Below are 25,174 nucleotides of genomic sequence, written 5' to 3' on the forward strand. Positions count from 1 at the left end.
ACTTTGAACTGTTGTAACAGTATCCATTACACTTCTATAGTGAAATGATTTTATCAAGGAAGAAGATGATCAGAGTGAAAAACGAATTTAAGCCTTTATTTGAACCATTTACGTTTCCTGGAGGTGCCTCTATTGATGGTAGGTTAGTGGTTGCTCCAATGACACACTTTGGTTCTCATGACGATGGCACCATTTCAAAAGACGAAATTGATTTCATTACAGCTAGATCAAGTGAAATGGGTATGGTGATTACAGCATGTGCGAACGTGACTCCAGATGGGAAGGCATTTGAAGGACAGCCTTCTATTGCAAGAGATGAAGATATCCCTGGCCTGAAAAAACTGGCTTCAGCAATCCAGGCAAAAGGAACAAAAGCCATTATCCAAATCCATCACGGCGGCTCTCAGGCTCTCCCTCATTTAGTTCCAAACGGTGATGTGGTTGCGCCAAGTGATGTGTTCAAAGATGGAAAACAAATTGCACGCGCTTTAAAAGAAGAGGAAATTACTCATATTATCGACTCCTTTAAAGAAGCGGCAAGACGAGCGATTCAAGCAGGGTTTGACGGCGTGGAAATTCACGGAGCAAACGGTTATTTATTACAGCAATTTTACTCACCACATAGCAATCAACGTACAGACCAATGGGGAGGAAATGAAGAAAAACGTCTAGCTTTCCCTATTGCTGTTGTAGATGCAGTCAAAGAGGCCATCAAAGAACATGCGGCTAAACCGTTTATCTTTGGATACCGGTTATCTCCTGAAGAACCTGAAACACCTGGTTTAACAATGACAGAGACGTTTACATTAGTGGATGTTCTCAAAACAAAAAACCTCGATTATTTGCATATCTCTTTAATGGAGATTGGCTCTAAAGCAAGACGAGGCGCAGATTCTAATAAAACACGTATGGAACTGCTAAAAGAACGCTGCGGCGAAACTCTTCCACTTATTGGAGTAGGCAGCGTCATTACAGCTGAAGATGCTCTCCATGCTTACAATCAAGGGATTCCTCTTATTGCAGTCGCACGAGAGCTGATCGTCGACCCAGATTGGGCTAAAAAGATTAAAGAAGGCAGAGAACAAGAGATTGAAACCGTCATTAAACGCAGCCAAAAAGACAAGTATCTCATTCCAGAAGGATTGTGGTCTGTCATGGAAGCGAGTCAAGGCTGGGTTCCAATGGAGGATTAATATCCTCAATAAAAAAACTACCCTATTAACGGGTAGTTTTTTCTATTCATGAATTATTTCATTTTCACTGTAAAGAGCTTGGACATCTGCTTTTCTACAGAGCCTTTTGGTTCTTTATCAAGTCGTTCGACTAGGTCACCATTCATAATCACAATCGGTGTCACTGTACTTGATGCTTTCTCTTCAATCAGTTCTAAATCACACGTAATGAGAGGGTCACCGATTTTCACTTTATCCCCTTCTTTAATGTGCGCTTCAAATCCTTCACCATTTAACCCAACTGTTTCAAGTCCGATATGAATCAGAAGCTCAAGCCCCGAGAGTGTTCGAATGCCAATTGCATGTTTTGTATGGAAGAGCTGAATGATTTCACCCTCTACTGGTGACACAATCGTCCCACTTTTTGGTTTTACTGCTACGCCGTCTCCCATCATCTTTTGAGAAAAGACGGGATCTGGTACATCAGTCATATCCATTAACTCTCCATCAACTGGAGAATAAATGACTTCTTCCTTTACATCATCTTGGTTTTTTCCGAAACCGAATAATTTTTTCAGCAATGTCAATTTGCTCCCTTCAAGCTTTGCTTCCTAAATCTATTTAGTGTAAGAAACTTTACGCCTATACACCTTGCTTCATTCAACACTATTTAATCATAATTTTTTCCTCTCATCAATTGATAACCGCCTGAGCCCTTTCTGCATAGGCTGTAGATGAGAGGTGATTCGAATGAAACAAGATAACGAAAACAAACATGAATTGCTGGCAAATGAAGATATCCTATATGAAGCGATTGAACAATTTTTTGCATCCTCCCCGTTTCACGAGATATTAAATAGTGCGGAGGCACTCATGACCACATCGCAATCACTTGCATCAATAACGACTGATGTGACAGAGGATGAACAGAATGTGTATATCGAGATTCAATTTCCAGACCATTTTGTCGAAGGAGACATTGCGCTAGAAGTAAAAGCTCAATATTTACACTTATCAGTGCAGGAAAAAATCAAAACGGATACGACTTCCTCGTATTCAAGCTTTACAAAAACCATTTTAATGCCGGCAAAAATAGATGAAACGAAAATGAAAAGTGTGTGGAAAGATCAATCGCTTCGTGTATCTGCGCCAAAGCAAACAACCCAATAGATCGATCTATTGGGTTTTAACTATGCTTTAAAAATGCTTGTAAATCCTTTCGCCAATGAGCCTACTTGATTCATTGTACTCATCATTTGGCCAGCTGTATCAAACATTTTGTTAAAATCGTATTGCCCATTCGTTTTTTTGAATTGTGACAGCACACTTTTAAATTGAGATGGCTGCTGTTTTTGCGGTCTTGGCAAAGGATATGGGTTCATAGGCTGCTGCATGGGCATCATGCCTGGCGGCTGCATTTGCGGTGGATTCATCGCTTCAGGCTGCATAAGCGGCACGTTTTCTTGGTATCCATAAGGTTGCTGATAAACAGTAGATGGTGCCTGGTTCATTCCACCTTGATATGGCGGCATGAAATAGTCTGGAGGCTGCGGAGGCTGCTGCTGCATCTCTGAATACGGAAAAGGCCTTTGCTTGAATTGATTGAATTCATAAGGCTGCTGGTTTGAATAAGGGAACATCTATCTCGCTCCTCTCGCTCTCATCACATATTGATGTCACTCATATATTATGATCAAAAGCAGAAGATGTGCCTAAAGAAGTCATAAGAAAAACGCAGCATTATGTCTTTAGCTGCGCTGTTTGATTTCTTCTATTAAAAGGTTCAGTGTGTAAACCACTGACTCAACTAAATTTTTTACACGGGGTGCGTGCTGTTTGCCAAAATAAGATTGCAGGACAACCTCTTTACCATTTTCTTTTACGGCTTCAAGCTGTTCTTGGTGTAAATATCTAGGTTTGACCTGTTGAACAAAGGAGATAGCTGCGGTGAGCCACTCTTCCATTTTCTGATCAAATGTATTAACAGCCGGCTGAATATCCGTATAAAAATCATACGATGGGTACTCCTCTTCAGCCTTTCCCTTTTGGTACTGCTCATACGCTTTTTCGATCCATATTCTCAAGTTTTGTGTATGTTCAAGTAATGTTTGATTATCCAAAGTGTTCACCTCTATGAACCATCCTATCAAACGTTTACCTATTGCTCAAATAGAAAAGCTATCCGGCGTGATATGCCGGTCTTGCCGCCAGTTTATACTCGGCTGCATGAAGCTTCACTTCACAGTCCTTTACTTCTGATTCAAGCCGGTCAATGATTTGTTCTTGCTCTTCTATTGCTGCACGTTTTGTCTGATTCACAGCAAGAGACAGCTCTGCTTCCACCGCATCAATTTTTCGCTCGATTTCCTCTAACAACTGCATAATGGATTCTTTTGATACAAATTCGCTCATCATCAGATTCCTCCTTTATCGTCTCTCGTTACATTCTCTTTTCTTTCTCACCCTCCTTCACACATGACAAAACTAGAAGCAAATCGCCAATCTAAGTGTAGATAAGCGCTATTTCTTCCTTTTCGACAGATGCTTGTCCTTCTTTGTATGATTGCGTCCGATTGTGTAAATTCTAAGGACAAAAGGAGGTAGATTTCATGAAAAAGAAGCCAGCACCAAAAGAGCAAAATCCAAAAGGGAAAGAAAACAGTACAGATCAGCTTGATAAAAAGCTCGGCGGTCCTAATCGTCCATCTACGTAAAAAAAAGCAGGCACCCCCTGCTTTTTATTTATGCAAAAAATAGTGCTCTAATGAGAAAAGAAAACGAAGCTGTCTTTTTTTATGAAAATACCAGTCCGTCAGCTCAATCTGCTTTGGCAGCGGCTCTGCCTCAAATAAAGATGGACTCAATTTCTTTTGAAACCAATCTTCCCTTTGATCGTCTAATGAATGTGTCATCACCGGATAAACCGTCCGAAGAAAAGGTGTTGACCTTCTAGCGATCCCTAAAAACGGCTCAAAATCAAACCGAGACCCAGTATGCGGAACGGTATGCAAAAAATGATAAAAATCCGAAAACAAATCGGCTCGAAATAATAGTTTCGCTAGTTTTTTACCTAATGTAATGCGTTCCTTTACATTGGAAAACTTCCGTATGGTTAAGCCGTACAAATGCCCGTCCACCGTTGGAAAAACAACGGTTTGGAAATGTCCCCACTCGCTGAAAAGATATTGAATCGAGTGAAAAACATTCTTTTTCAGAAGAGGATTTTGTATAATAGGAGATTGTATAGTATATTGTTCATTTATGATGAGTGCATAAAGCAGACGCTCTGTGTCACGCTTTAGCCAAAAATGTTCCCACTCAGCGCTCATAAAACGAGACACGGAGAAATAAGGCAGCAGATGAAACAAAGGTTGACTGCATCTCTTAGACCATTCATACAAAAGAAGCTGAGGATAAGCATCCGAAAAGATCAGCCAATTCGCTCTTTCATATGCTGTGAAAAAAAGATGCCCCTGCTGATCCGTTAAACCTGGATGGAAGAGTTCGCCCTTTAAATCTGTCATGGACCACCCTGCATTTCTCGAGACAAAGGAAGCGAGCAGCGACCATTTCATCTCTGGATGCCGGTCATAAAACCGCTTGTAAGCATTTGTCCTCGTCAGGTTGTCTTTATTTTTTGCTTTCGTTTCACGCAAAATTTGCTGAGTGATGATGTGCTCTTCTTGGGACAACATGGTGATCTCTCCAATACAAAATGCATTAAAAGGAGGCTGAAACTTGATGATTCGGTATCCAAACGGAAAATCGTATCAGCCCATTCAACAAATTGGGACAAAAAAAAGAATCAGCGGCGAATCCTCTTATAGTAACCGCGGGATGACGCTTGAGGCTGATTTAAATGAAACGAACCAATACTATTTGGTCAACGGGATCGCAGTCATTCATAAAAAGCCTACCCCAGTTCAAATTGTGAATGTGGATTATCCAAAAAGAAGTGCTGCTGTCATTAAAGAAGCCTATTTTAAACAATCCTCCACAACAGACTATAACGGGGTGTACAAAGGCCGCTATATCGATTTTGAAGCAAAGGAAACCAAAAGCACTACCTCGTTTCCGCTCAAAAATTTCCACGACCATCAAATTGAGCATATGAAACAGGTTGAAAAGCAAGGCGGCATTTGTTTCGTTATTATATCCGCTTTTGGCTCCGTTTATTATTTGCCCGCTTCAGATCTCTTTTTCTTCTGGGAGCGGCAGAAGCAAAACGGCCGTAAATCCATTAGCAAAGACGAATTAATGGAAGCTGGCCACATAATGACACTTGGATATTCGCCAAGAATTGATTATATTAAAGTAGTGGAGACACTTCATTTTTCGGATGAAAGCAAGCAGCAATTACGTTCGAAAAAGGTTTAACACGAAAGGTTGAGATGTGATGTCTGATCAATTTACAAGTCGTGAGCAGCGACGTAAAGCAAGTCAAGAAAACAATAAGAAGCAAAAGAACAAAAAAGGCAAAAAGAAAGCAGGTCTATTTAAAAAAATATTTTTATCTTTACTCGTGATCGGTCTACTTTGTTTAGTTGCCGGAATCACAACTTTTGCCGTTTTTGCATCAAGCGCTCCTTCTATTGATGATAGTAAGCTTAAAACACCATACTCTTCAAAACTTTATGATAAAGACAAGAAAGTGTTTGCAGAAGTTGGTGCAGAAAAAAGAACGTATGTCTCGATAAAAGATATACCCGATGTGGTAAAAGACGCATTTATTGCGACTGAAGATGCACGTTTTTATAAGCACCACGGGATTGACCCAATCCGTATTGGCGGTGCCCTTGTCGCAAACGTTGAGGACGGCTTTGGCGCTGAAGGCGGAAGTACAATTACACAGCAGGTTGTGAAAAACTCCCTCCTGAGCAATCAAAAGACGTTAAAACGGAAAGTACAGGAAGTATGGCTCTCGATTCAGCTTGAGCAAAAATACTCTAAAGATGAAATTTTAGAAATGTATTTAAACCGTATTTTCTTCTCCCCTTATGCTTATGGTGTGGGGAAAGCAGCTGAACAATTTTTCGGAGTCACAGATTTAAATAAACTAACCGTTGCACAGGCTGCCACTCTTGCAGGTATGCCGCAGAGTCCTTCTGCCTATAACCCAGTGAAACACCCAGAGGCAGCGGAAAAACGCCGTAATATCGTTTTAAGCCTTATGAAAAAACAAGGCTATATTTCTGAAAAAGATTATGATGTTGCAAAAGCAACCCCTGTCAACAAGACAGTTGTTTCAGCTAGTAAATATAAGAGCCAAAACTCTAGTAAGTACTCTGCCTACATTGAAGAAGTGATGGAAGAAGTACAGAAAAAAGCCAAAGTGGATGCATCAACTGATGGATTAAAAATCTATACATCACTTGATCGAAAAGCACAGGATCACCTAGATGATATCATCAATGGAGATTCAGTTGGATTTACGAAAGGTATGCAGGCGGGTGTCACCCTGCTTGATACGAAAAATGGTGAAATACGCGCCATTGGCGGTGGACGTGATGTACCAGCCGGCGGCTTTAACTATGCGACAGATGCAAAACGCCAGCCAGGGTCCACAATCAAACCGATCTTAGATTACGGCCCAGTCATTGAAAACAAAAAATGGTCAACATATCAGCAAATTGATGATGCACCATATACGTACTCAAATGGGACGCCGATTAATAACTTTGACAGAAGACATTTAGGGAAAATGTCGATGAGAAGTGCTTTGGCACAATCACGTAACATTCCTGCTCTAAAAGCTTTCCAAGAAGCTGGCATGGACAATGCCGTTCAATTCGCTAATAACTTAGGTATGGACTTACCTTCTGACATTCCAGAGTCCTACTCAATTGGTGGATTTGACGATGGTGTCTCCTCTCTGAAGATGGCTGGAGCATTTAGTGCATTCGGTAATAACGGATACTATAACGAACCGCACGCTGTCACATCTGTTGAATTTAATGACGGGACAAAGCTTGACCTTACGCCGGACTCGAAAGCAGCGATGAGTGATTACACAGCATTTATGATCACAGACATGCTGAAAACTGCTGTCCAATCTGGAACTGGTACACTTGCACAAGTACCGAACGTTCAAGTAGCTGGTAAAACCGGGACAACGAACTTTACACAAGATGATATTAATAAATACAATATCCCTTCCGGCGGTGCGAAAGATTCGTGGTTTGTCGGTTATACGCCGCAATATACAGCAGCCGTTTGGACTGGAATCGGTAATTCAAAAGATGCAGACGGTAAAATGTGGCTGACTGATTACGAGCAGCGTGTTGCCAAAATCGTCTTCCAGCGATTAATTTCTCAAATTGATGATGGAAGCGGCTCATTTGAAAAACCAGACAGTGTCGTCGAAGCTACGGTTGAAAAAGGTTCAGATCCAGCAAAATTAGCCGGACCGAATACACCAAGTGACAAAAAGACAACAGAATACTTTGTTAAAGGAACAGTTCCAACAAAAGTGTCTGACACATATGAGAAAAAAGAAGCCGATAAGCCTTCTGACTTAAAAGCGGTGTATGATGAAGAGAAAAAATCCATTACACTGACTTGGGGCTATTCTGACGACGCTGATGCTACATTTAATGTCAAGCAAGCGGTTGATAATGGCGGCTATAAAGAGATTCAAAACAGCTCTGCTAAAGAAGCGGTCATCTCTGATGTGAAGCCTGGCTCCACATATAAATTCCAAGTGACAGCCACTGTAGAGGATGTCACAAGTAAAGCGGCTTCTACCTTCCTCACCATTAAGGATGACGCTGATGAAGAAGAAAAAGCGGATGATGAGAATAAAGAAGAAGAAGAACCGCAGCAGCCTGACGACGAGCAGACAGACCAAACAGACGATAACAAAAATCAGCCACCTGGCACTGATGAGCAAAAGCCTGATGACAAAAAAGATCAAGATAAAGATAAGGATCAGGACCAAGGCGGAAATACAGAAAACGGAAATAATGGTTCTACTGATAATGGCTCAGACAGTACAAATGGGAACAGCAACTCACAAACTGATCATAAAGATAAAAAGAAAGATGATGCGAAAGCCAACTCTCAAAGTTCCAATTCGCCATCAAATTCTACTTCTCGTAAAGAAGATGAATAATGAAAAAGCACTTGCCAAGGAGCAAGTGCTTTTTTTAACGCTGCTGTCTGATTTTCTTAAGTGCTTCATATTTTCCATACTGCTTTTTTAATTCCGTGTATAGCTCGTCCAATTGAATAAAGCAGTGATATTGAGTAGGTTTTAACAAAATGAACTCTAAACGTTCCGTCCAATTAATCGGAGCAACAGGAAATGTCTCTTGCTTGATAAGTTCCCATTCAAACGTTTGGACTCTCTCCCCTTTAATCCAGTAAAACATCGCAATCATACTGATGATTCCTTGCAGCATATCATCTTCATCACAGCGGGATTTCCTTGTTTGGAAACGAGGAAGCATTTTTTCTTTTAATTCGTTCCACAGTTCGAACATGACTGGAACAAATTCTTCTGTTTCCTGCCATGGAAGCTCGTCTGTTAAAGGTTCCGAAGATAGATCATATGCGAGCGGGTTGGCTCTCAGTATATCTACTCGATCACCTTTAATCTCTACCTTTTTCTCTTTTAGCTTTTCGACATATGAGGTGAAAACAGCTGCCCCGCTCATGCGAGCTTCACCAGTCCTTTTTTCAGCCTCTTCTGCCCTTCCCTGCACATATCAAGAAGCGGACACGATTCGCACTGCGGCCGCTGCGCCTTACAATGATATCTCCCAAAAAAGATCAGGCGGTGATGCGTCACAGACCAATCTTCTTTTGGCACCTTTTTCATCAAGGTTTGCTCTACTTCAAGCACAGAATCCTTCCAGCGGCAGATGCCTAGACGCTTACTGACTCGTTCTACATGTGTATCTACTGCTATTGCCGGTACCCCAAAAGCGACTGAAACAACGACATTTGCTGTTTTCCGGCCAACCCCAGGAAGCTTGACAAGCTCATCCCGGTCCTTTGGTACTTCACCACCATATTCTTCAATCAGCATTTTGCTCAACTTTTGAATGTTTTTAGCCTTATTTCGATAAAGACCAATCGAGCGAATATCTTGCTGCAGTTCTTCAAGCGGTACACTTAAATAGTCTTCTGGTGTTTTATATTTTTGAAATAACGTTTTGGTGACTTTGTTTACAAGCACGTCTGTACACTGAGCGGAGAGCGCAACAGCAATCACAAGCTCAAATGGATTGGCATGAACAAGCTCACACTCCGCCTCTGGAAACATATCTCCTATAATATCTAAACACTCATTGATTTGTTTTTTTGATAACATGCCTTCTCCTTTATTGGTTATTGTTCCAGCCAATTATAAAAAGGAACTTGTCGTTTATAAGTACCCGCATCTTCTTTTGAAGGTGGCGTTTTCTGCTGAGAACGGAAATGCTGGCTATGCTCTTTTGCTTCTTCCGCTGTTTTCAGCCCTTTCTTTTTCCACTCAAATAAAATTCGATCAATATAACGGAAATTTAATTTCCCTGATAAAACAGCTTCTCTTAGCGCTAGCCGAATCATCTCAGCATCATGATGGTCTTGATCCATCCAGATCGAAAGTGTTTCTCCTTCAAGAGGAGACAGCGGTCTGCCGAATTCATCTTCAAATAAAGCATATAAAGATTTTTCTGCCTGCACATGTTGTTTTTGAGCTTCTTTCGCCTGTTTTGTTTCTAAAAAGTCAAACAGCACGCCCCATAAAGGTTCTACTGAGTAACGGTCATGCTGAATACCAGACCTGTCTTCAAATGGCTGAATTGAGATAAATCCTTTTTGAATCAGATGCTGCACCATATACGCGCACTCTTCCGCTGATATGGTCATTCCATGAGAAAGCTCTTCAAATGTTTGAAAGAAAACACCTTGTTCTTCATTCATTTTAATCTTGAGCATGACCATCATCTGTGATTCATTCAGTCCTAACTGCTCATAATGAGCAATCAGCAAATTAGGCAAACTTGTCGCCCCCATTTGCTGCATATTAATAAATTGCTGCCTATTCATCGGATACACCTCTTCATTTTAAGTATATCACGTTTTATTTCACGTGCCTCCCTAAAAAGGCGTTTGAAAAAGCCTCCATTTGTTGGAGGCTTTCACGTCTTAAGGGTATAAACGGTTTAATAATCTTGGGAAAGGAATGGTTTCACGCACATGCGGCGCTCCACTAATCCAAGCAACTGTACGTTCAAGTCCAAGACCAAAACCTGAATGCGGTACAGAACCGTATTGTCTTAATTCTGTATACCATTTGTAAGTTTCCTGATCAAGCCCATGTTCTTTCAATCTTGCTTCAAGAAGCTCTAAATCATGAACACGCTCAGAACCGCCAATAATCTCTCCGTAGCCTTCTGGTGCAATCAAGTCTGCACAAAGGACAACATCTTCACGATCTGGTGCTGGCTGCATATAGAACGGTTTTAATGATGTTGGGTAATGAGTGATAAACACTGGTTTATCATAGCTTTCGGCAATCGCTGTTTCGTGAGGCGCTCCGAAATCATCTCCCCATTCGATATCATCAAAGCCTTTTTCTTGCAAGAATTTAATCGCTTCATCGTAAGTGATGCGCGGGAATGGTGCTTTGATGTTTTCTAATTTCGCTGTATCACGACCTAGTGTATGCAGCTCCACTTTACAGTTTTCAAGTACACTTTGAACAACATGAGATACATAATTTTCTTGATACTCAAGGTTTTCATTGAATTCGACAAAAGCCATCTCAGGCTCGATCATCCAAAACTCAATTAAATGACGTTTTGTTTTAGATTTTTCAGCTCTAAATGTTGGGCCAAATGAGAATACTTTTCCGAGTGCCATTGCTGCAGCTTCCATGTAAAGCTGACCACTTTGAGAAAGGTACGCATCTTCATCAAAATATTTCGTAGCAAATAGTTCCGTTGTGCCCTCAGGTGCACTTCCAGTTAAAATTGGCGGATCTACTTTCACGAAACCTTCTTGATGGAAATATTCATATGTAGCACGAATAATTTCGTTACGGATTTTCATAATGGCATGCTGTTTTTTAGAACGAAGCCATAAATGACGGTGATCCATTAAGAATTCTGTTCCATGCTCTTTCGGTGTAATTGGGTAATCTGTCGCTTCATGAATCACTTTAATGGATTTCACTTGTAATTCAAAACCTAGTGGTGAACGCTCATCTTTTGTCACTTGACCTGTCACATAGACAGATGTTTCTTGTGTGACTGATTTCGCAAGCTTAAAGACTTCCTCTTCCACTTCTGCTTTTACTACGACTCCTTGAATAAAGCCTGTCCCGTCACGCAACTGCAAAAATGCAATTTTTCCGCTTGAACGTTTATTGGCAATCCATGCGCCGATGGTTACTTCTTGATCGACGTGTTTGAACACTTGATTAATCGTTGTTTTCAACATAATTCCCTCCAAAGCCAGAAAGAAACTCACCTATTTGTCAGGTGTGAATCTTTTTTCATACATTTTATTATAACCGTTCTAAATCAGCATGGTCAACGCAAGACAGGAGAAACTACGGTGTTAAATTTTTTTCCACGCGTCCTGTCGAAAAGTCGACATAGCTGAAGCTATATTGATTGTTCTCATTTAAGTACGTCACTTCCCAAAGGAGTACGTCACCTTCTCTCGCTAATTTGACTTCTTTTAGCTTAGAGACCGTGTTCTCCTTTTGAACGGCTTGTACTGCTTGATTCGAGGTAATGCCTTCTTTTGCTTTTTTTGCGATCACTTTTTCTTTTTTGCTGGCAGGAACCCAAACGTAGGTCGTTTCATTCTGTTTGTTTTTCCCTTCAACAATAAATTGCTTTTCTTTCCCGACAAAGGTTTCCACTTGCTCCACTTGTACGATGTTTGCTTGTTCTTTTGCTCGTTCGATCGCTGCTTCATGCCCTTGTTCTCTTTGCCCCATGGCAATTTGATAAATCCACGTAAAGCTGATGATGCCAATGAGCAGAACGAGAGCCACTACAGATGAAATAATCCAGACTATTTTTTTCATGTCAAGCTTCCCCTATGTGCGATATATCGTGAATACCGCTTGATTTTGGTCTTCTTGATCTAATGCTAATCCAAACATGAGATCTTCTCTTTTAAGCGTTCTGTTCAATACATCAACGATTTTGTACAGGTCTTCTGAATGCTTAATTTGAACAGTTGAAAGTACCTCTATTTTACTTTCCACTTCTAATTCCTCCTCGGTACGTAAATATTGTTAGTCATACTTTTCTGCACGGGAACCGATACTATTTTTACAACGGAACACAAAAAACCGTTACGATAAATTAACTCCAAACCCACACCAGCTAAAGGCCGCTTATGACAGCGGCTTTTCGTTGTGAAGGTTTTCTATATACGCCTCAAGTGACTCTTTTGACATCTCGTGAACTGGCGCATGAGGGAGTGATTCTAAAAATAGTTTTCCATATGAAGCGGTTTTCACTCGGCGGTCTAAAATCAGCAATGTGCCAATGTCTTTTTCAGAGCGCAGCAAGCGTCCAGCTCCTTGCTTAAAGGTTAACACAGCTTCTGGCAGAGCGACGGCTTTAAATGGATTCTTTCCTTGTTTTTTAGCTGCATCACATTTTGCTTCAATGAGCGGAGAATCAGGCGGCCGGAACGGAAGACGTGCCATGATGACTGTAGTCAGCTCTGAGCCTGGAAAATCAACACCTTCCCAAAAGCTACCCGTACCAAGTAAAATAGCTTGTTTTGCTAATTTGAACATTTTCGTTAATTTTACGGGGCTTCCGCCTGTCAGACCTTGAGCAAAAAGGGCGGACTGCATCCCTTCTGTTTTTAGCTCTTCATAGACCGCCTTTAACATCTCATGTGAATTAAACAAAACCAATATTTTTGCATGCTGCTGCTTTTCCATAATCTTAATATATTGCGCAGCTTGCTTTACATAATCTCGTTCATCACGGTTCGTAATCGGCGGCATGTCTGCCGGAACAATGACCTTGAGCTGCTTTTCAAGTTCGAAAGGTGAATCAATTTGCACAAGATGAGGGTAAAAATCTTGCAGGCCAAACCGTTCCAAGCAATAATCAAAGCGGTGATTGATCGTAAGCGTCCCTGATGTAAGGACGACACTCTTTTTGTTCATAAAGAAACGATCAGCCAAAAGCTCCCCAGTATCTAACGGCTGTGCATGCATAAAGACAGCGTTTTTGGCGCCCTTTGCATCAATTTCAATCCAAACCGTTTCATCGTTTTTCGGTTCAAAGATAAACCGGTAAAGCGTACTGCAAAAAGTATGCATAAACGACATGACTTGGTCGTATTCCTCTGCTTCAAAGGCAAAGTGTTCTGTCAGCTGATCACTTTTTTGAAGAAGCTCATTTTTTTGCTGTTCATACAGCTTCTCACAAGCAATTAACAAGGAACAAAGCTTACTTGCCGTTTCTTTAATCCGTTTCCACTGAGCATGCTTTGAATGATGACGTACTCTATGAATGAGACGATTGATGTCGGCTTTTGGTTTTGTCCTTTTCACAAATGAATGAACGGTGCTAAAGAAAGCATCACTTTCCATTTGAAGCTGATTCAGATACTCATCCATTTCAATAAATGTGTCCGTCTGTAACCCTGCATGATGAAATCTTTTTTTCAGTTTCTTTAACAGTCCGCCTTGCAAGGAGCCAAGCTGCGTTAATTTCGCATGTAGCTGGATATAAGACGCACTATCCCCTAGTGTTTCATTGGCTGTTTTCTCAAATTGATGGGCTTCGTCTATCACATATACGTCAGCATGCTGAAAGATAGACGATGCCTCTGTTTGTGATAAGAGCAGACGATGATTCGTTAAAATTAAATCAGCTGTTTTTGCCCTTTTTTTGGCGCGCTCATAAAAGCAATACTCTTTAAAACGGCGCTTTTTTGATGTAAACGGCATATGTACACAGGAAATGCGGTCTTTTATATTGGCGGCTCCTGACGGTAAATTCAGTTCAGATAAATCACCTGTTTCCGTTACAAGGAGCCACATTAAAATTTGCGCCTTCGTTAAGACCACATCATAGTTATCATCTTCCTCATGAAGCACATGCTCAAACTTATCTAAACAAATATAATGCGCCCGGCCTTTAAAGACACAGGCAGCAGGCTCAAACGGGAGCAGTTGATTCAACATCGGCACATCGCGCTGAAGCATTTGCTGCTGCAACAGGATGGAATATGTACTAATAATGACAGGTTTTCCTGATTTCCTCGCTTCTAAAGCAGCTGGGATGAGGTAAGCGAGCGTTTTCCCAATACCTGGTGCCGCTTCAATTAATGCATAGGCTCGTTCATGAAACACGTCTCTCACTTTATTCATCATCGTAAGCTGGCCTTCTCTTACTTCATAGCCTTCTACCGTTTGCGGCAGCTTCTTTTTAATTTCCTCAAACAGCTGTTCATCATCTTCACCTACTGAATGTGTCGCCCTACTGATAGAATTCGTGACATCTTTTACAGAAAAAGAGCCGACTTCCACCAAAGAATCTTCCAGGCTGGCATGACTCGTTTCAAGCTGCTTAATTAAGAGTCCTATATCACTTAGGAGATAAGGGGATAATCTGCGCAGCTGCTTCAGCACATTTTGCGGTGTATGTTTTAATTGATGTAATAAAGTTAAAAATAACATGGCAGTAACTTCCGCATCACTATCCGCCCTATGCGGGTGGTCATGTGGAAGCATGAGCTCTTCACTTAATTCAGTGAGCTTATAACCTTCAAGCTCAGGATAAAGAATTCTAGAAATCTCAACTGTATCAATTGCTAGCACATCCAGCTCATTTTTCCCGCATGCTTTTAGTTCATCATTTAAAAAATTCAAATCAAAATGAACATTGTGCGCAACAAAATAAGCACCCTGTATGAGATCATACACCTCTTGGGCAATGTCCTCAAAAAACACTGCATCGTCAACCATGTGCTGCTGAATGCCTGTCAGCTGTTCAATAAATCCAGGAATTGCTTTTCCCGGGTTCACATATTTTGAATACCGTTCGACAATTTGTCCATTTTCAATGACCACCGCAGCTATTTGAATGATTTTATCACCTTTTTTAGGTGAATTCCCGGTGGTTTCAATATCAACGACAACAAACCTTTGATCGGTCATAAAATGGACACCTCAATTCCTCGTTTCACCCTGAAGTGAAACACGCTCTGGACAAAATAGATGAAACAGAACAGCTTCTCTTCCTGAAACTGTTCTGTTTCTACGGAGCTTGCGTTATAAAATCGTTCTCGCAGGCTCTTGCCCAATCATTTGCTCAATTTGATTTTGTTTATTTAACACGACCACTTTTGGTGTATGTGTCTTTGCTTCTTCTTCTGACAGCATCCCATAAGCGATAATAATGACTTCATCCCCTGGCTGAACCAATCTCGCCGCCGCACCATTTAGACAAATGACACCGCTCTTTCTTTCGCCAGGAATAATATATGTTTCAAGTCTCGCGCCATTATGATTATTGACAATTTGTACTTTCTCATTTGCCATCATACCTGCCGCATCAAGTAAATCTTCGTCAATTGTAATACTTCCTACATAATGTAAGTTTGCTTCTGTTACCGTCGCTTTATGAAGCTTAGATGTCATAAAGGTTCTATACATGTTTTTCACCGCTTTCAGGAACATGGAAAATCACATTATCAATCAGTCTTGACCGTGAAAATTTCACCGCAATCGCCATAATGACTTGACCTGTTAACTGTTCAAGCGGCTCAAGTTCTGGATATGAGTAGATCTCAATATAATCAATTTCCCCGCTCGTCTGAACAAGTTCCTCTTCAATCAGCTGATACACACGGCTGACATCACGTTCACCTTTTTCAACAGCTGACCGTCCTTTTGTTAATGCGCGGTATAAAGCAGGTGCTTCTTGTCTTTCTTTTTCTGACAAGTACACATTCCTTGAGCTTTTCGCTAAACCGTCTTCTTCTCTGACTGTTGGTACAGATACAAGGTGAAGATCAAAGAAGAAATCCTTGATCATCGCGTCAATCACAGCGACTTGCTGTGCATCCTTTAGACCAAAGTAGACATTTGTTGGTGACACAAGATGAAACAGCTTTGTAAGCACAGTGACAACGCCGTCAAAATGTCCTGGACGTTTTTTTCCGCATAACACATCCGTCCGCTTTTGAACCGTCATCGTAATAGATGGTTCGTTTTGGTACATTTCCTTCACATCAGGTGTAAATAAAATGTCCACTCCTGCTGCTTCTGCAAGACGCTGGTCTCTTTCCATATCCCTTGGATAGGATTCAAAGTCTTCATTTGGTCCAAATTGCAAAGGATTGACAAAAATACTCATCACGACAATGTCATTTTGTCCTCTTGCCTCCTTCGCAAGCGTCAGATGTCCTTCATGAAGAAAGCCCATCGTTGGAACAAAACCGATGGAATGCTGCTTATCTTGATGCTGCTTGATTAATTCTTTTAGCTCGTGAATATGGGTGACAACGTTCATTTTTTGATTCCCCCATATAAGCCATCAAGGACTTCTTCTTTGATATGAAACGTGTGCATGTCCTCTGGAAATGTGCGTGCTTTTACTTCTTTTGTATATTGAATGAGCGCTTCTTCTAAAACAGTATCAATTTGCGCGTATTGTTTCACAAACTTAGGTGTTCTAGACACCCCGTATCCAACCACATCATGGTAAACGAGAACTTGTCCGTCTGCCTCAGCTCCTGCACCAATTCCGATCACAGGAATCTTCAGCATATCGGTAATTCGTTTTGTCAGTTCGCCAGGTACGCATTCCAGCACAAGTGCGATTGCACCAGCTTCCTCACATTTCAAGCTGTCTTCAATCAATTTTTGAGCACTTTCGTGGTCTTTTCCTTGCACCTTATACCCGCCAAGTACACCAACTGATTGAGGTGTGAGGCCTAAATGACTGACGACAGGAATGCCGCCTCTTGTTAGAGCTTGAATGGATTCAAATACTCCATCTCCGCCTTCTAGCTTTAAGGCATCGGCACCGCTTTCTTGCATGATGCGTGCTGCATTTTTCATTGTTTCTTCTAACGAATAATGGTAAGACATAAATGGCATATCAGTCACAACAAATGTGTCTTTTGCGCCTCTTTTCACTGCTTTGGTGTGATGGATCATATCATCCATCGTGACTTGAACTGTGGAATCTAGTCCAAGTACAACCATCCCAAGTGAATCACCAACTAAGATCATGTCGACTTCCGCTTTTTCCGCTTGCTTTGCAGCTGGATAGTCGTATGCAGTCAGCATCACAATAGGTTCATTTTGTTCTTTCATTTTGAAAAAATCTAGCTTTGTCTTCATTTGTTCCTCCTCATTCTGGAGAGGAGATGGCTTGCCTCACATCACATGCTTTGATTTCTCATGTGCGGCGAATCATCCCTCTGTCCAAGTCCCTTAGGATCAAGGCAGAAATTTATCAAATTTTTTCTTCCTAACAGGTACAGTTCTTTGCAGATACTGCCCACACGAAGTATATCAAAAATGTGCCGGGTGTTCCACTCAAGTTGACTTGATCTCAATGTCTGCCGAGTAGATTTTTTGGATACCGTCCTCCGTTTCAAGCAATAAAACACCTTCTTCATTGATTCCAAGCGCCTTCCCCGTATATTGCCCATTAACGGTGCGGGCAACAATATGTTGACCGATCGTCATCGCAAACGATTCCCATAGTTGTTTAATTGGTGCAAATCCTTGCTTCATATAATCATCATACCTTTTTTCAAAGGTGGACATGATCTGTTGTATGAGTGCAGCCCGATCCACTTTTTCATTCAGTTCCATTCGCAGACTTGTGGCGACATCCTTTAGTTCAGCTGGGAAGTCATCAGCTGTTTGGTTCACATTTATGCCCGGTCCAATAATGACCGCATGAACCTGGTCAGCTTCTGCTTTTAATTCAGTCAGAATGCCAACGGCCTTTTTTCCATTCAACAAAATATCGTTTGGCCATTTAATAGATGGAGTGAGTCCTGTTTGCTGCGCAATCGCCTCTGCGATGGCTACTGATGCCAAAAGCGTCATTTGCGGCGCTTTATAGAGCGGGATCTCAGGCCGGAGAATGAGACTCATCCAAATGCCTGTCCCATTTGGTGAATGCCACGTTCTTTGAAGGCGTCCTTTTCCGTCTGTCTGGTGATCGCTGACAACGATCGTGCCGTGGGGCGCACCTTCATTTACAAGATCATGGGCAATCAGCTGAGTTGAAGCGACTTCTTTCTGAAAGTAAATATGCCTGCCGAAGCTCTCTGTTTCAAGACCAAACAGAATTTCGTCCTCACTAATTTTGTCCGGTTTACGAAGCAGACGGTATCCTTTTCTTCTGACCGCTTCTACCTCATACCCCTCTTTTCGCAAATCCTCCATATGCTTCCATACAGCCGTTCGGGAGCAGCCAAGCTCATCACAAATTTGCTGACTTGAGACAAAATCCTGGCTGGATGCTGTAAATAGTTCAATTAATCGTTTTCTAATTGCAGATCGCATGCTTTAAGCCACTCCTCTATGGCTTCTTTTCGGTTTTCTAAACGGTTTTGCAAAACAGCTTTTTTCACAAAATGAAGCTCTTCTGCAATCCATTTCCCAGACGTCTTTTGCCGAAAGGCCATTAAATCTTTTCCTGAAACAGCGAGGTCTTGGAGCTTTTTAATCGGCAGTGCATCATAAGAACGCTTCGCTGCCTCCAGCTCATCAAAGAAAATGCGGCGTTCATGTTTTAGCTGCGTGATTTTCAAACTAGATAAGAGCACGTGTTCACCAGCTTCAAACATATTTTCCGCATCCCAGTCACAATCAACGTATTTACTAATAGCTATTGCGTCTTTCAAAAGCTTCGTTGACAGCTTCCATTCTTTTAAGAAGACCGCAGCCTCCACTTCATCTAGGCCAAGCAAATGGATACAAGCCCCCCATACCTCTTCTAGTCCATCCAGTAAGTAATATGGAAAGGATTGAAAGGATTCGTGAAGACGATCCTCTTTGAGACCTGGTAATTCTTCATATAACTTAGTTGAGATGAGCACTTGAATGGCCTGCTCACAATGACGGCCTTTTAAAAGCTTCTCCATTTCAATCTTTTTGCGCTCAACCGATATGTTGGCAAGCAGATGTTTATCTTTTTTCATTGCTTCAGCCGTCTCATCTGCCAGCTCAAAGCCAAGCTGGCTTAAAAAACGGACAGCTCTCATCATACGAAGCGCATCTTCTTGAAAGCGGCACGCAGGATCTCCGACGGTTTGAATTCGTTTCCGCTTAATATCCTGTTTACCACCTACATGATCAATGATTTCCCCGTTTATATCCATAGCCATCGCATTAATCGTTAAATCTCTTCTTAAAAGATCTTCCTTAAGCGACTTGATAAACGCCACTTCTTTCGGTCTGCGAAAATCTTCATATTCTGATTCCGTTCGAAATGTCGTGACCTCATAGCTGACACCCTCATGTAACACAATGACAGTGCCATGCTCCTTACCGACATCTACTGTTTTTTCAAATAAGGACTCAACCTTATCAGGTGTTGCATCTGTCGCAATATCGATATCGCCGATTTCTCGTCCTAATAGAACATCTCTCACCGCTCCGCCGACAAAGTAAGCCTGATGCCCATGTTCGTGCAGTGTATGTAATATAGGGATCGCATGTGTGAATGGTTCATTCATCTTCAACATCACCTTCGATCAATTCTAGGTAAAGCTTTTCATATTCACTCACAATCTTTTCAGAGGAGAAATGAGCCTGAACACTAGACTGAGCTGCCGCCGACACTTTTTCATGAAGCGCTTCGTCTTTTAGCAGAGACACTGCGTGCTTTGCTGCTCCGTCTATATCGCCGAGCGGGACAAGAAACCCTGTTTCTCCATGTGTAATGACCTCTGGAATACCTCCGACATCCGTTCCGATACAAGGGACACCGCACGCCATTGCTTCAAGAAGCACAAGCCCAAAGCTCTCCTTCTCTGAAAGAAGCAGCTTCAAATCACTTATTGAATAAAGCTCCTCAACCTTCTCTTGCTTGCCTAAAAACAACACGCGGTCTGTCAGTCCCAGTTTTTTCACAAGTTCGCATACGACCGATTTTTCAGGACCATCACCAATGAGCAGTAGCTTTGCCTGCACCTGTTCAGAAATCTTTTGAAACACATGAATCACATCATGCACCCGTTTCACTTTTCGAAAGTTTGATACATGGATGATAACTTTTTCGTTCGGTAAAAGACCATAATGTGTCTTTAGCAAATCGTGATCTTCACGCAAATACACCCGTTCATCAACAAAATTATGAATCGTATCAATCTTTTTATCTGGTTTGATGAGATCGTACGTCTGCGCAGCTAATGAATGCGACACCGCCGTCACACGATCCGATGATTCGATGGCGAACCGAATGACTTCCTTTAATGATGGATCATAGCCTAAAACCGTAATATCCGTTCCATGAAGCGTCGTAACGACTTTCACAGAGTGTCCAGTCATTTGTTTGGCTAGAAACGCACAGACAGCGTGCGGGACCGCATAATGCGCGTGAATAATATCAAGCTTTTCTCGTTTTGCGACTTCTGCCAATTTACTTGCCAGCGCAAGGTCATAAGGTGGATATTGAAAAACAGCATATTGATTCACATCCACCTCATGAAAATAAATATTCGGATATACTTTATTAAGCCTAAACGGAATGCTAGAGGTAATGAAATGAACATCGTGCCCTTTTTCAGCTAAACGTTTTCCAAGCTCCGTGGCTATAATGCCCGATCCGCCGACACTTGGATAACATGTAATTCCGACCTTCAGTTTTTTCATAATTACCCCCCAAGTAAGTCATCGTCCATCAAAAGTGGTTTCTTTGTGATAAACCCTTCTGCATAAGCTTTGTTGACTTCTCTTCCATACATAGACTCTCTCATTTTGACAAAATCAATATAACCGTTCACAAGAGGTGTTTCTACTGAATTTGCCGATTTAACAAATTGACTTTTATACGCATGCAAGCTATCAATTTTTTGGTGCATTTCCTCAGAAATATCGATCACAAAATCTGGACGATGGTGCCCATTAATCATGTAATAATACATTTGGCTTATTTTATGCGCTGGCTGCTTGTATGAATCTTCAAATTTATGTATGCCTGCAGAAAAAGCGGCCTCTTCTACAAGTGAGCCCGCATGGCCATGATCTGGATGCCGATCTTGGTGGTGCGGAGCGAAAATCAGTTTCGGTTTGTATGTTCGAATCACGCCCGCAATTTCCTTCATCGCTTCGTCATTTAGATACAGCCCTCTATCTGGCAGTGTGAGCTGGATTCTCGCTCTGACACCTAAAATAGCGGCGGCGGCTTTTGCTTCTTCTTTGCGGCTCTCTACCGCTCCATTTGAAGATAATTCGGCCTGGGTCAAGTCGCAAATTCCGACGCGCGCCCCTTTTTTCACGTATTTTGCAATCGTTCCGCCCATTCCGATCTCTACATCATCGCTATGGGCACCGAATGCAAGGATATCAAGTCGTTTCATTTGTTCCTCCGTTTTTTGCTACATCTCGAAAATCAAACGTACCTTTATTTAAATTCCTGACTAAAATTTCAGCGGTTCCCATATTGGTTGCTAATGGAATGGTATACACATCGCAAAGCCGGATGAGTGCAGATACATCTGGCTCATGCGGCTGCGCAGTTAGCGGGTCTCTAAAAAAGAGCACAAGATCCATTGCATTATCAGCAATTAAAGCACCGATCTGCTGATCTCCCCCAAGTGGTCCTGACTGGAAACGATGAATGGGAAGCCCCGTCGCTTCTTTCACCCTCAAACCTGTTGTCCCTGTTGCGTAAAGTGTATGATCTGCCAAAATATCACGGTACGCGGTGGCAAACTGTATCATGTCACTTTTTTTCTTATCGTGAGCGATTAAAGCAATGTTCATCAGGAATCCACTCCTTATTAGTCGATGATATTTTCTAAACCATAGACGAGCTGATCAATGTGCATGACCTGTTCCACAGAAAGCTTCACGCCTGACATAAAGGATGCACGGTTATAAGAATCATGACGAATGGTGAGCGTCTGCCCGTCCATTCCAAACAGCACTTCTTGATGTGCAATCATACCAGGAAGTCTCACGCTGTGAAGACGGATACCATCATAATCTGCTCCTCGTGCCCCTTCGATCAATTCTTTCTCTTCTGGATGTCCCTGCTTTTTGCTTTCTCTTACTTCTGCAATCATTTCAGCCGTTTTTAAGCCCGTACCGCTTGGGGCATCTAGTTTTTTATCATGGTGAAGCTCAATGATTTCAACGTCAGGAAAATAATTCGCGGCCATTTTGGCAAATTTCATCATTAAGACTGCACCGACAGCAAAGTTTGGCGCAATAATACAGCCTATGCCCTTTTCTTCTGTTAATTGCTGAAGCTCTTTTAGGTCATCTTCTGAAAATCCAGTTGTGCCTACGACTGGACGCACGCCATGTTCAAGTGCTTTTTTTGTATGTACTTTCCCGATTTCTGGTGTCGTCAGATCAATTAATACATCTGGTGCTGTTTCTGAAAGACACACATCAATATCCGTATAAATTGGCGCATGAGAGGTCGTATGGATCACATCAGATAATTTTTTTCCTTCATGCACGTGATCAAGTGCGGCCACCAGCTGAAAATGGCCTGTTTCTTCCGCCAGCTTCACAGCTTCTATCCCCATTCTTCCTCTTGCTCCAGCGATTACTACTTTGATGGTTTCGTTCGTCATCGTCTCTACTTCCCTTCTTTTTTCGTCCAGCGGTCTTTATCTCTTGTGTTGAATTTATGCATCACACGGTCATGTGCTTCTTCTAGTGAAATATCAAGTGAATTAGCGAGGCATGTTAACACAAACAATACATCGCCTATTTCTTCTTCCATACTTTTTTCTGTTTCCGTTGTTTTTTTCGGCTTTTCTCCATAGTAATGGTTAACCTCTCTTGCCAGCTCTCCCAATTCTTCTGTCAGACGGGCCATCATGGCAAGCGGGCTGAAATAGCCTTCTTTAAATTGTCCTATGTAATCATCTACTTCTTGCTGCACGTGACGCAGCGTTTTTTCTTTCGTCATGAAGCTCATCCTCCTATCCATCTCTTACATGTTAGCGAAATCATAAATATTTGACAAATGTTTAAAACTCAGTTTGCTTGTTTCTCTCCCATACCATATAATATTATCGCTGTCTAAGCAAAAAAAGGAGTGATCTCTTGCTAAAAGAAATTCGTCTTAAAAATATCGTATTTATTTTAATAGGATCTGCGATTTTTTCTTTCGGTCTTGTTCATTTTAATATGCAGAACAATTTGGCGGAAGGCGGATTTACAGGTATTACACTGCTTTTATATTTTCTATTTCACATTGACCCATCTATTTCAAACCTTGTCTTAAACATTCCGATCTTTTTTATTGGCTGGAAAATGCTCGGCAGAACGATGTTTACTTATACAATTGTAGGCACAGTCAGTCTTTCTGTCTTTCTTGCCATCTTCCAGCGCTTTCAAATACATATGCCTCTCCAGCACGATTTAGCCTTAGCCGCCCTCTTTGCAGGTGTGTTTATCGGAACAGGCCTCGGGATCATCTTTAAATTCGGCGGTACAACAGGCGGTGTAGACATCATTGCAAGGCTGATCAACAAGCATTATCAGGTGGCCATGGGACGAACAATGTTCATCTTCGACGCATGCGTCATTACCATTTCTCTTACCTACTTAAACTATAAAGAAGCGATGTATACACTTGTCGCAGTATTTGTTGCTGCGAAGGTCATTGACTTCATGCAAGAAGGCGCTTACGCTGCCAAAGGCGCCATGATTATCTCTGAAAAAGATGACATCATTCAAAAGAAAATCACGGATGAAATGGAGCGCGGTGTCACCATCTTAAAAGGGGTCGGTTCCTATACGAAGCAGGAGCGCAACGTCCTTTATTGCGTCGTTCCGAAAAACGAGCTTGTCCACCTCAAAAGCGTCGTGACCTCAGTCGATCCTCATGCGTTCGTATCTGTCAGTGACGTGCATGATGTACTCGGCGAAGGTTTTACATTAGATGAACACAAAAAGCCGCTCAACCCGCATTAAAAAAGAAGCACCAGTTTTGGGCTTCTTTTTTTATGATTTAGGATAATCAGCCTGACGTTTTTGCTTCTTTTCTTTTTCAGCACGATATTTTCGAAATCCAACATACGTTAACGTTAATAAAATGATACTCCCGGTTGTTAAGATGACCCATAAAAGCGATGGATCAGCTTCATCTTCATCGACGTGAGCAAACACACTCGATAAATCCTCTTCCAGCTTCGTGAGACGTTCAAGCTTTGTCCCACTTGATGCTTTTAAAAATTCACCTTGCTCAATCACTTCCATGTGCTGCTTAATCGTCTGGAGCTTTTCAGGCGAAATATCAATGGTTAAACTCGGATAGATCATATCGTATAAAGAAACCAGCTCATTCCAAGTTTCATAAAATGTCGTTGATTCTGGATCTTTCACTTCTTTTTTCAAAGTAGGAAAAGACCCCATAATGGGCTTCTCGAGCGAACCCCAAAGAGGCTCAGAATCCGACTGGATCGCATCAAGCAGCATTCTAAATTGAGAAGCATAACGAAGCTTTTCGCGCTCATTCAATTCTTCCTGCGGCAGCCCTTTTATCATATCTTGATAGCCAAGTGTAATTTGCCGAATCTGCGTATTCGTCAAAGTTCCACGCCAATTCTCAGCTTTAAATGTCTTTTCAACATACAATGCGACTTGTAATGCCTCATCATATTTAGCTTGTCTCGTTAATTGAAAGATGGAATCTGATAGTTCCGTTAATTCTTGCAGCGTGTTAGCAGCTGTTTCCTCACCTTTGGCAACAGCCGGATGTAATACGAGAAAAAATAATAGAATCATCGCGATTGGCTTTCGTTTCATGCAAGTCCCTCCTAGCCCTTCTCCATACAGCGTATGAAGAAAAGGACAAGGTTAGACC

At 41.7% G+C, this 25,174-nt stretch carries 29 protein-coding genes; 6 read left to right on the plus strand and 23 right to left on the minus strand.

The annotated features are described in order from the left end of the window. Positions 1-74 precede the first annotated feature (74 nt). Complete coding sequence (locus OIT90_RS05985) at positions 75-1,193, plus strand: NADH-dependent flavin oxidoreductase (protein WP_341040591.1); 1,119 nt, start codon at positions 75-77, stop codon at positions 1,191-1,193. A gap of 53 nt (positions 1,194-1,246) precedes the next feature. Here the strand turns inward: OIT90_RS05985 and OIT90_RS05990 are convergent, their stop codons facing one another. Continuing rightward, complete coding sequence (locus OIT90_RS05990; RefSeq protein ID WP_039183169.1) at positions 1,247-1,753, minus strand: PTS sugar transporter subunit IIA; 507 nt, start codon at positions 1,751-1,753, stop codon at positions 1,247-1,249. 169 nt (positions 1,754-1,922) lie between these two features. Between OIT90_RS05990 and OIT90_RS05995 the strand changes: the two genes are divergently transcribed. Next, positions 1,923-2,342: an Hsp20/alpha crystallin family protein gene (locus OIT90_RS05995; protein ID WP_106025047.1), complete on the plus strand. Its 420-nt coding sequence runs from the start codon at positions 1,923-1,925 to the stop codon at positions 2,340-2,342. A gap of 20 nt (positions 2,343-2,362) precedes the next feature. On the opposite strand, the gene OIT90_RS06000 is transcribed toward OIT90_RS05995, so the two are convergent. From OIT90_RS06000 to OIT90_RS06010, 3 genes are all read right to left on the minus strand, one after another. Continuing rightward, positions 2,363-2,812 (minus strand): YppG family protein, encoded by a 450-nt coding sequence (locus tag OIT90_RS06000; RefSeq protein WP_260981871.1) that lies wholly within the window; start codon positions 2,810-2,812, stop codon positions 2,363-2,365. A 108-nt stretch (positions 2,813-2,920) separates the two neighbouring features. Next, a complete protein-coding gene (locus tag OIT90_RS06005) occupies positions 2,921-3,301 on the minus strand; it encodes a YppE family protein (protein ID WP_235354764.1) in 381 nt (126 codons plus the stop codon). Positions 3,302-3,350: 49 nt separating this feature from the next. Beyond that, positions 3,351-3,584: a DUF5446 family protein gene (locus tag OIT90_RS06010; RefSeq protein ID WP_224928722.1), complete on the minus strand. Its 234-nt coding sequence runs from the start codon at positions 3,582-3,584 to the stop codon at positions 3,351-3,353. A gap of 197 nt (positions 3,585-3,781) precedes the next feature. On the opposite strand from OIT90_RS06010, the gene sspM reads away from it, so the two are divergent. Continuing rightward, the gene (gene sspM / locus OIT90_RS06015) at positions 3,782-3,886 is read left to right on the plus strand and encodes an acid-soluble spore protein SspM (protein ID WP_039179471.1); all 105 of its coding nucleotides are present in this window, start codon (positions 3,782-3,784) and stop codon (positions 3,884-3,886) included. Positions 3,887-3,910: 24 nt separating this feature from the next. Here sspM and OIT90_RS06020 read toward each other — a convergent pair whose 3' ends face one another. After that, positions 3,911-4,867, minus strand: coding sequence for a DUF2515 domain-containing protein (locus OIT90_RS06020; RefSeq protein WP_039179474.1), 957 nt, complete (start codon positions 4,865-4,867; stop codon positions 3,911-3,913). A gap of 46 nt (positions 4,868-4,913) precedes the next feature. Between OIT90_RS06020 and recU the strand changes: the two genes are divergently transcribed. Together recU and OIT90_RS06030 are read left to right on the plus strand one after the other, a co-directional pair. Beyond that, positions 4,914-5,549 (plus strand): Holliday junction resolvase RecU, encoded by a 636-nt coding sequence (recU, locus tag OIT90_RS06025; RefSeq protein ID WP_058837936.1) that lies wholly within the window; start codon positions 4,914-4,916, stop codon positions 5,547-5,549. A gap of 19 nt (positions 5,550-5,568) precedes the next feature. Continuing rightward, positions 5,569-8,283 (plus strand): PBP1A family penicillin-binding protein, encoded by a 2,715-nt coding sequence (locus tag OIT90_RS06030; RefSeq protein ID WP_126681653.1) that lies wholly within the window; start codon positions 5,569-5,571, stop codon positions 8,281-8,283. Positions 8,284-8,317: 34 nt separating this feature from the next. On the opposite strand, the gene OIT90_RS06035 is transcribed toward OIT90_RS06030, so the two are convergent. The 17 genes from OIT90_RS06035 to OIT90_RS06115 all read right to left on the minus strand — a co-directional run bounded on the left by OIT90_RS06035 (position 8,318) and on the right by OIT90_RS06115 (position 23,272). After that, the gene (locus tag OIT90_RS06035) at positions 8,318-8,827 is read right to left on the minus strand and encodes a YpoC family protein (RefSeq protein ID WP_126681652.1); all 510 of its coding nucleotides are present in this window, start codon (positions 8,825-8,827) and stop codon (positions 8,318-8,320) included. Next, positions 8,824-9,486 (minus strand): endonuclease III, encoded by a 663-nt coding sequence (gene nth, locus OIT90_RS06040; protein ID WP_024422776.1) that lies wholly within the window; start codon positions 9,484-9,486, stop codon positions 8,824-8,826. The genes OIT90_RS06035 and nth overlap by 4 nt, the downstream gene beginning before the upstream one ends. Positions 9,487-9,503: 17 nt before the next feature. Further along, a complete protein-coding gene (locus tag OIT90_RS06045) occupies positions 9,504-10,208 on the minus strand; it encodes a DnaD domain-containing protein (RefSeq protein ID WP_474892358.1) in 705 nt (234 codons plus the stop codon). 99 nt (positions 10,209-10,307) lie between these two features. Beyond that, positions 10,308-11,600, minus strand: a complete 1,293-nt coding sequence (asnS, locus tag OIT90_RS06050; RefSeq protein ID WP_474892359.1) for an asparagine--tRNA ligase — start codon at positions 11,598-11,600, stop codon at positions 10,308-10,310. Positions 11,601-11,715: 115 nt separating this feature from the next. Further along, entirely contained in the window at positions 11,716-12,201 is a 486-nt protein-coding gene (tseB, locus tag OIT90_RS06055; protein WP_039179489.1) for a cell wall elongation/penicillin-binding protein regulator TseB, read from the minus strand. Between the two features lie 12 nt (positions 12,202-12,213). After that, positions 12,214-12,384, minus strand: a complete 171-nt coding sequence (locus tag OIT90_RS06060; RefSeq protein ID WP_064497519.1) for a YpmA family protein — start codon at positions 12,382-12,384, stop codon at positions 12,214-12,216. 132 nt (positions 12,385-12,516) lie between these two features. Then, positions 12,517-15,309, minus strand: a complete 2,793-nt coding sequence (gene dinG, locus OIT90_RS06065) for an ATP-dependent DNA helicase DinG (RefSeq protein WP_474892360.1) — start codon at positions 15,307-15,309, stop codon at positions 12,517-12,519. 114 nt (positions 15,310-15,423) lie between these two features. Next, entirely contained in the window at positions 15,424-15,807 is a 384-nt protein-coding gene (panD, locus tag OIT90_RS06070; RefSeq protein WP_024422780.1) for an aspartate 1-decarboxylase, read from the minus strand. Continuing rightward, positions 15,800-16,666, minus strand: a complete 867-nt coding sequence (gene panC, locus OIT90_RS06075) for a pantoate--beta-alanine ligase (RefSeq protein WP_474892361.1) — start codon at positions 16,664-16,666, stop codon at positions 15,800-15,802. Before panC ends, panD begins: the two co-directional genes overlap by 8 nt. Further along, positions 16,663-17,502: a 3-methyl-2-oxobutanoate hydroxymethyltransferase gene (gene panB, locus OIT90_RS06080; protein ID WP_024422781.1), complete on the minus strand. Its 840-nt coding sequence runs from the start codon at positions 17,500-17,502 to the stop codon at positions 16,663-16,665. Before panB ends, panC begins: the two co-directional genes overlap by 4 nt. Positions 17,503-17,700: 198 nt before the next feature. Next, positions 17,701-18,684 carry a biotin--[acetyl-CoA-carboxylase] ligase gene (locus OIT90_RS06085; RefSeq protein WP_474892362.1) on the minus strand — a complete coding sequence of 328 codons (984 nt, stop codon included), beginning with the start codon at positions 18,682-18,684 and terminating at the stop codon, positions 17,701-17,703. Further along, on the minus strand, positions 18,657-19,859 hold the full coding sequence (locus tag OIT90_RS06090; RefSeq protein WP_474892363.1) for a CCA tRNA nucleotidyltransferase: 1,203 nt from the start codon (positions 19,857-19,859) through the stop codon (positions 18,657-18,659). The genes OIT90_RS06085 and OIT90_RS06090 overlap by 28 nt, the downstream gene beginning before the upstream one ends. Continuing rightward, positions 19,852-20,997, minus strand: coding sequence for an N-acetyl-alpha-D-glucosaminyl L-malate synthase BshA (gene bshA, locus OIT90_RS06095; protein WP_039179506.1), 1,146 nt, complete (start codon positions 20,995-20,997; stop codon positions 19,852-19,854). The genes OIT90_RS06090 and bshA overlap by 8 nt, the downstream gene beginning before the upstream one ends. Before the next feature lie 2 nt (positions 20,998-20,999). Continuing rightward, the gene (gene bshB1, locus OIT90_RS06100; RefSeq protein ID WP_474892364.1) at positions 21,000-21,704 is read right to left on the minus strand and encodes a bacillithiol biosynthesis deacetylase BshB1; all 705 of its coding nucleotides are present in this window, start codon (positions 21,702-21,704) and stop codon (positions 21,000-21,002) included. After that, positions 21,691-22,110, minus strand: coding sequence for a methylglyoxal synthase (gene mgsA, locus OIT90_RS06105; RefSeq protein WP_034280445.1), 420 nt, complete (start codon positions 22,108-22,110; stop codon positions 21,691-21,693). The genes bshB1 and mgsA overlap by 14 nt, the downstream gene beginning before the upstream one ends. A gap of 17 nt (positions 22,111-22,127) precedes the next feature. After that, positions 22,128-22,931, minus strand: coding sequence for a 4-hydroxy-tetrahydrodipicolinate reductase (gene dapB, locus OIT90_RS06110; RefSeq protein WP_039179514.1), 804 nt, complete (start codon positions 22,929-22,931; stop codon positions 22,128-22,130). Positions 22,932-22,936: 5 nt separating this feature from the next. Beyond that, positions 22,937-23,272 carry a nucleotide pyrophosphohydrolase gene (locus tag OIT90_RS06115; protein ID WP_024422788.1) on the minus strand — a complete coding sequence of 112 codons (336 nt, stop codon included), beginning with the start codon at positions 23,270-23,272 and terminating at the stop codon, positions 22,937-22,939. A gap of 137 nt (positions 23,273-23,409) precedes the next feature. Between OIT90_RS06115 and OIT90_RS06120 the strand changes: the two genes are divergently transcribed. After that, on the plus strand, positions 23,410-24,282 hold the full coding sequence (locus OIT90_RS06120) for a YitT family protein (RefSeq protein WP_024422789.1): 873 nt from the start codon (positions 23,410-23,412) through the stop codon (positions 24,280-24,282). Between the two features lie 30 nt (positions 24,283-24,312). On the opposite strand, the gene ypjB is transcribed toward OIT90_RS06120, so the two are convergent. Then, positions 24,313-25,116 carry a sporulation protein YpjB gene (ypjB, locus tag OIT90_RS06125; RefSeq protein ID WP_034280441.1) on the minus strand — a complete coding sequence of 268 codons (804 nt, stop codon included), beginning with the start codon at positions 25,114-25,116 and terminating at the stop codon, positions 24,313-24,315. Positions 25,117-25,174: the final 58 nt, after the last annotated feature.

Source organism: Bacillus sp. ABR (assembly GCF_056172715.1).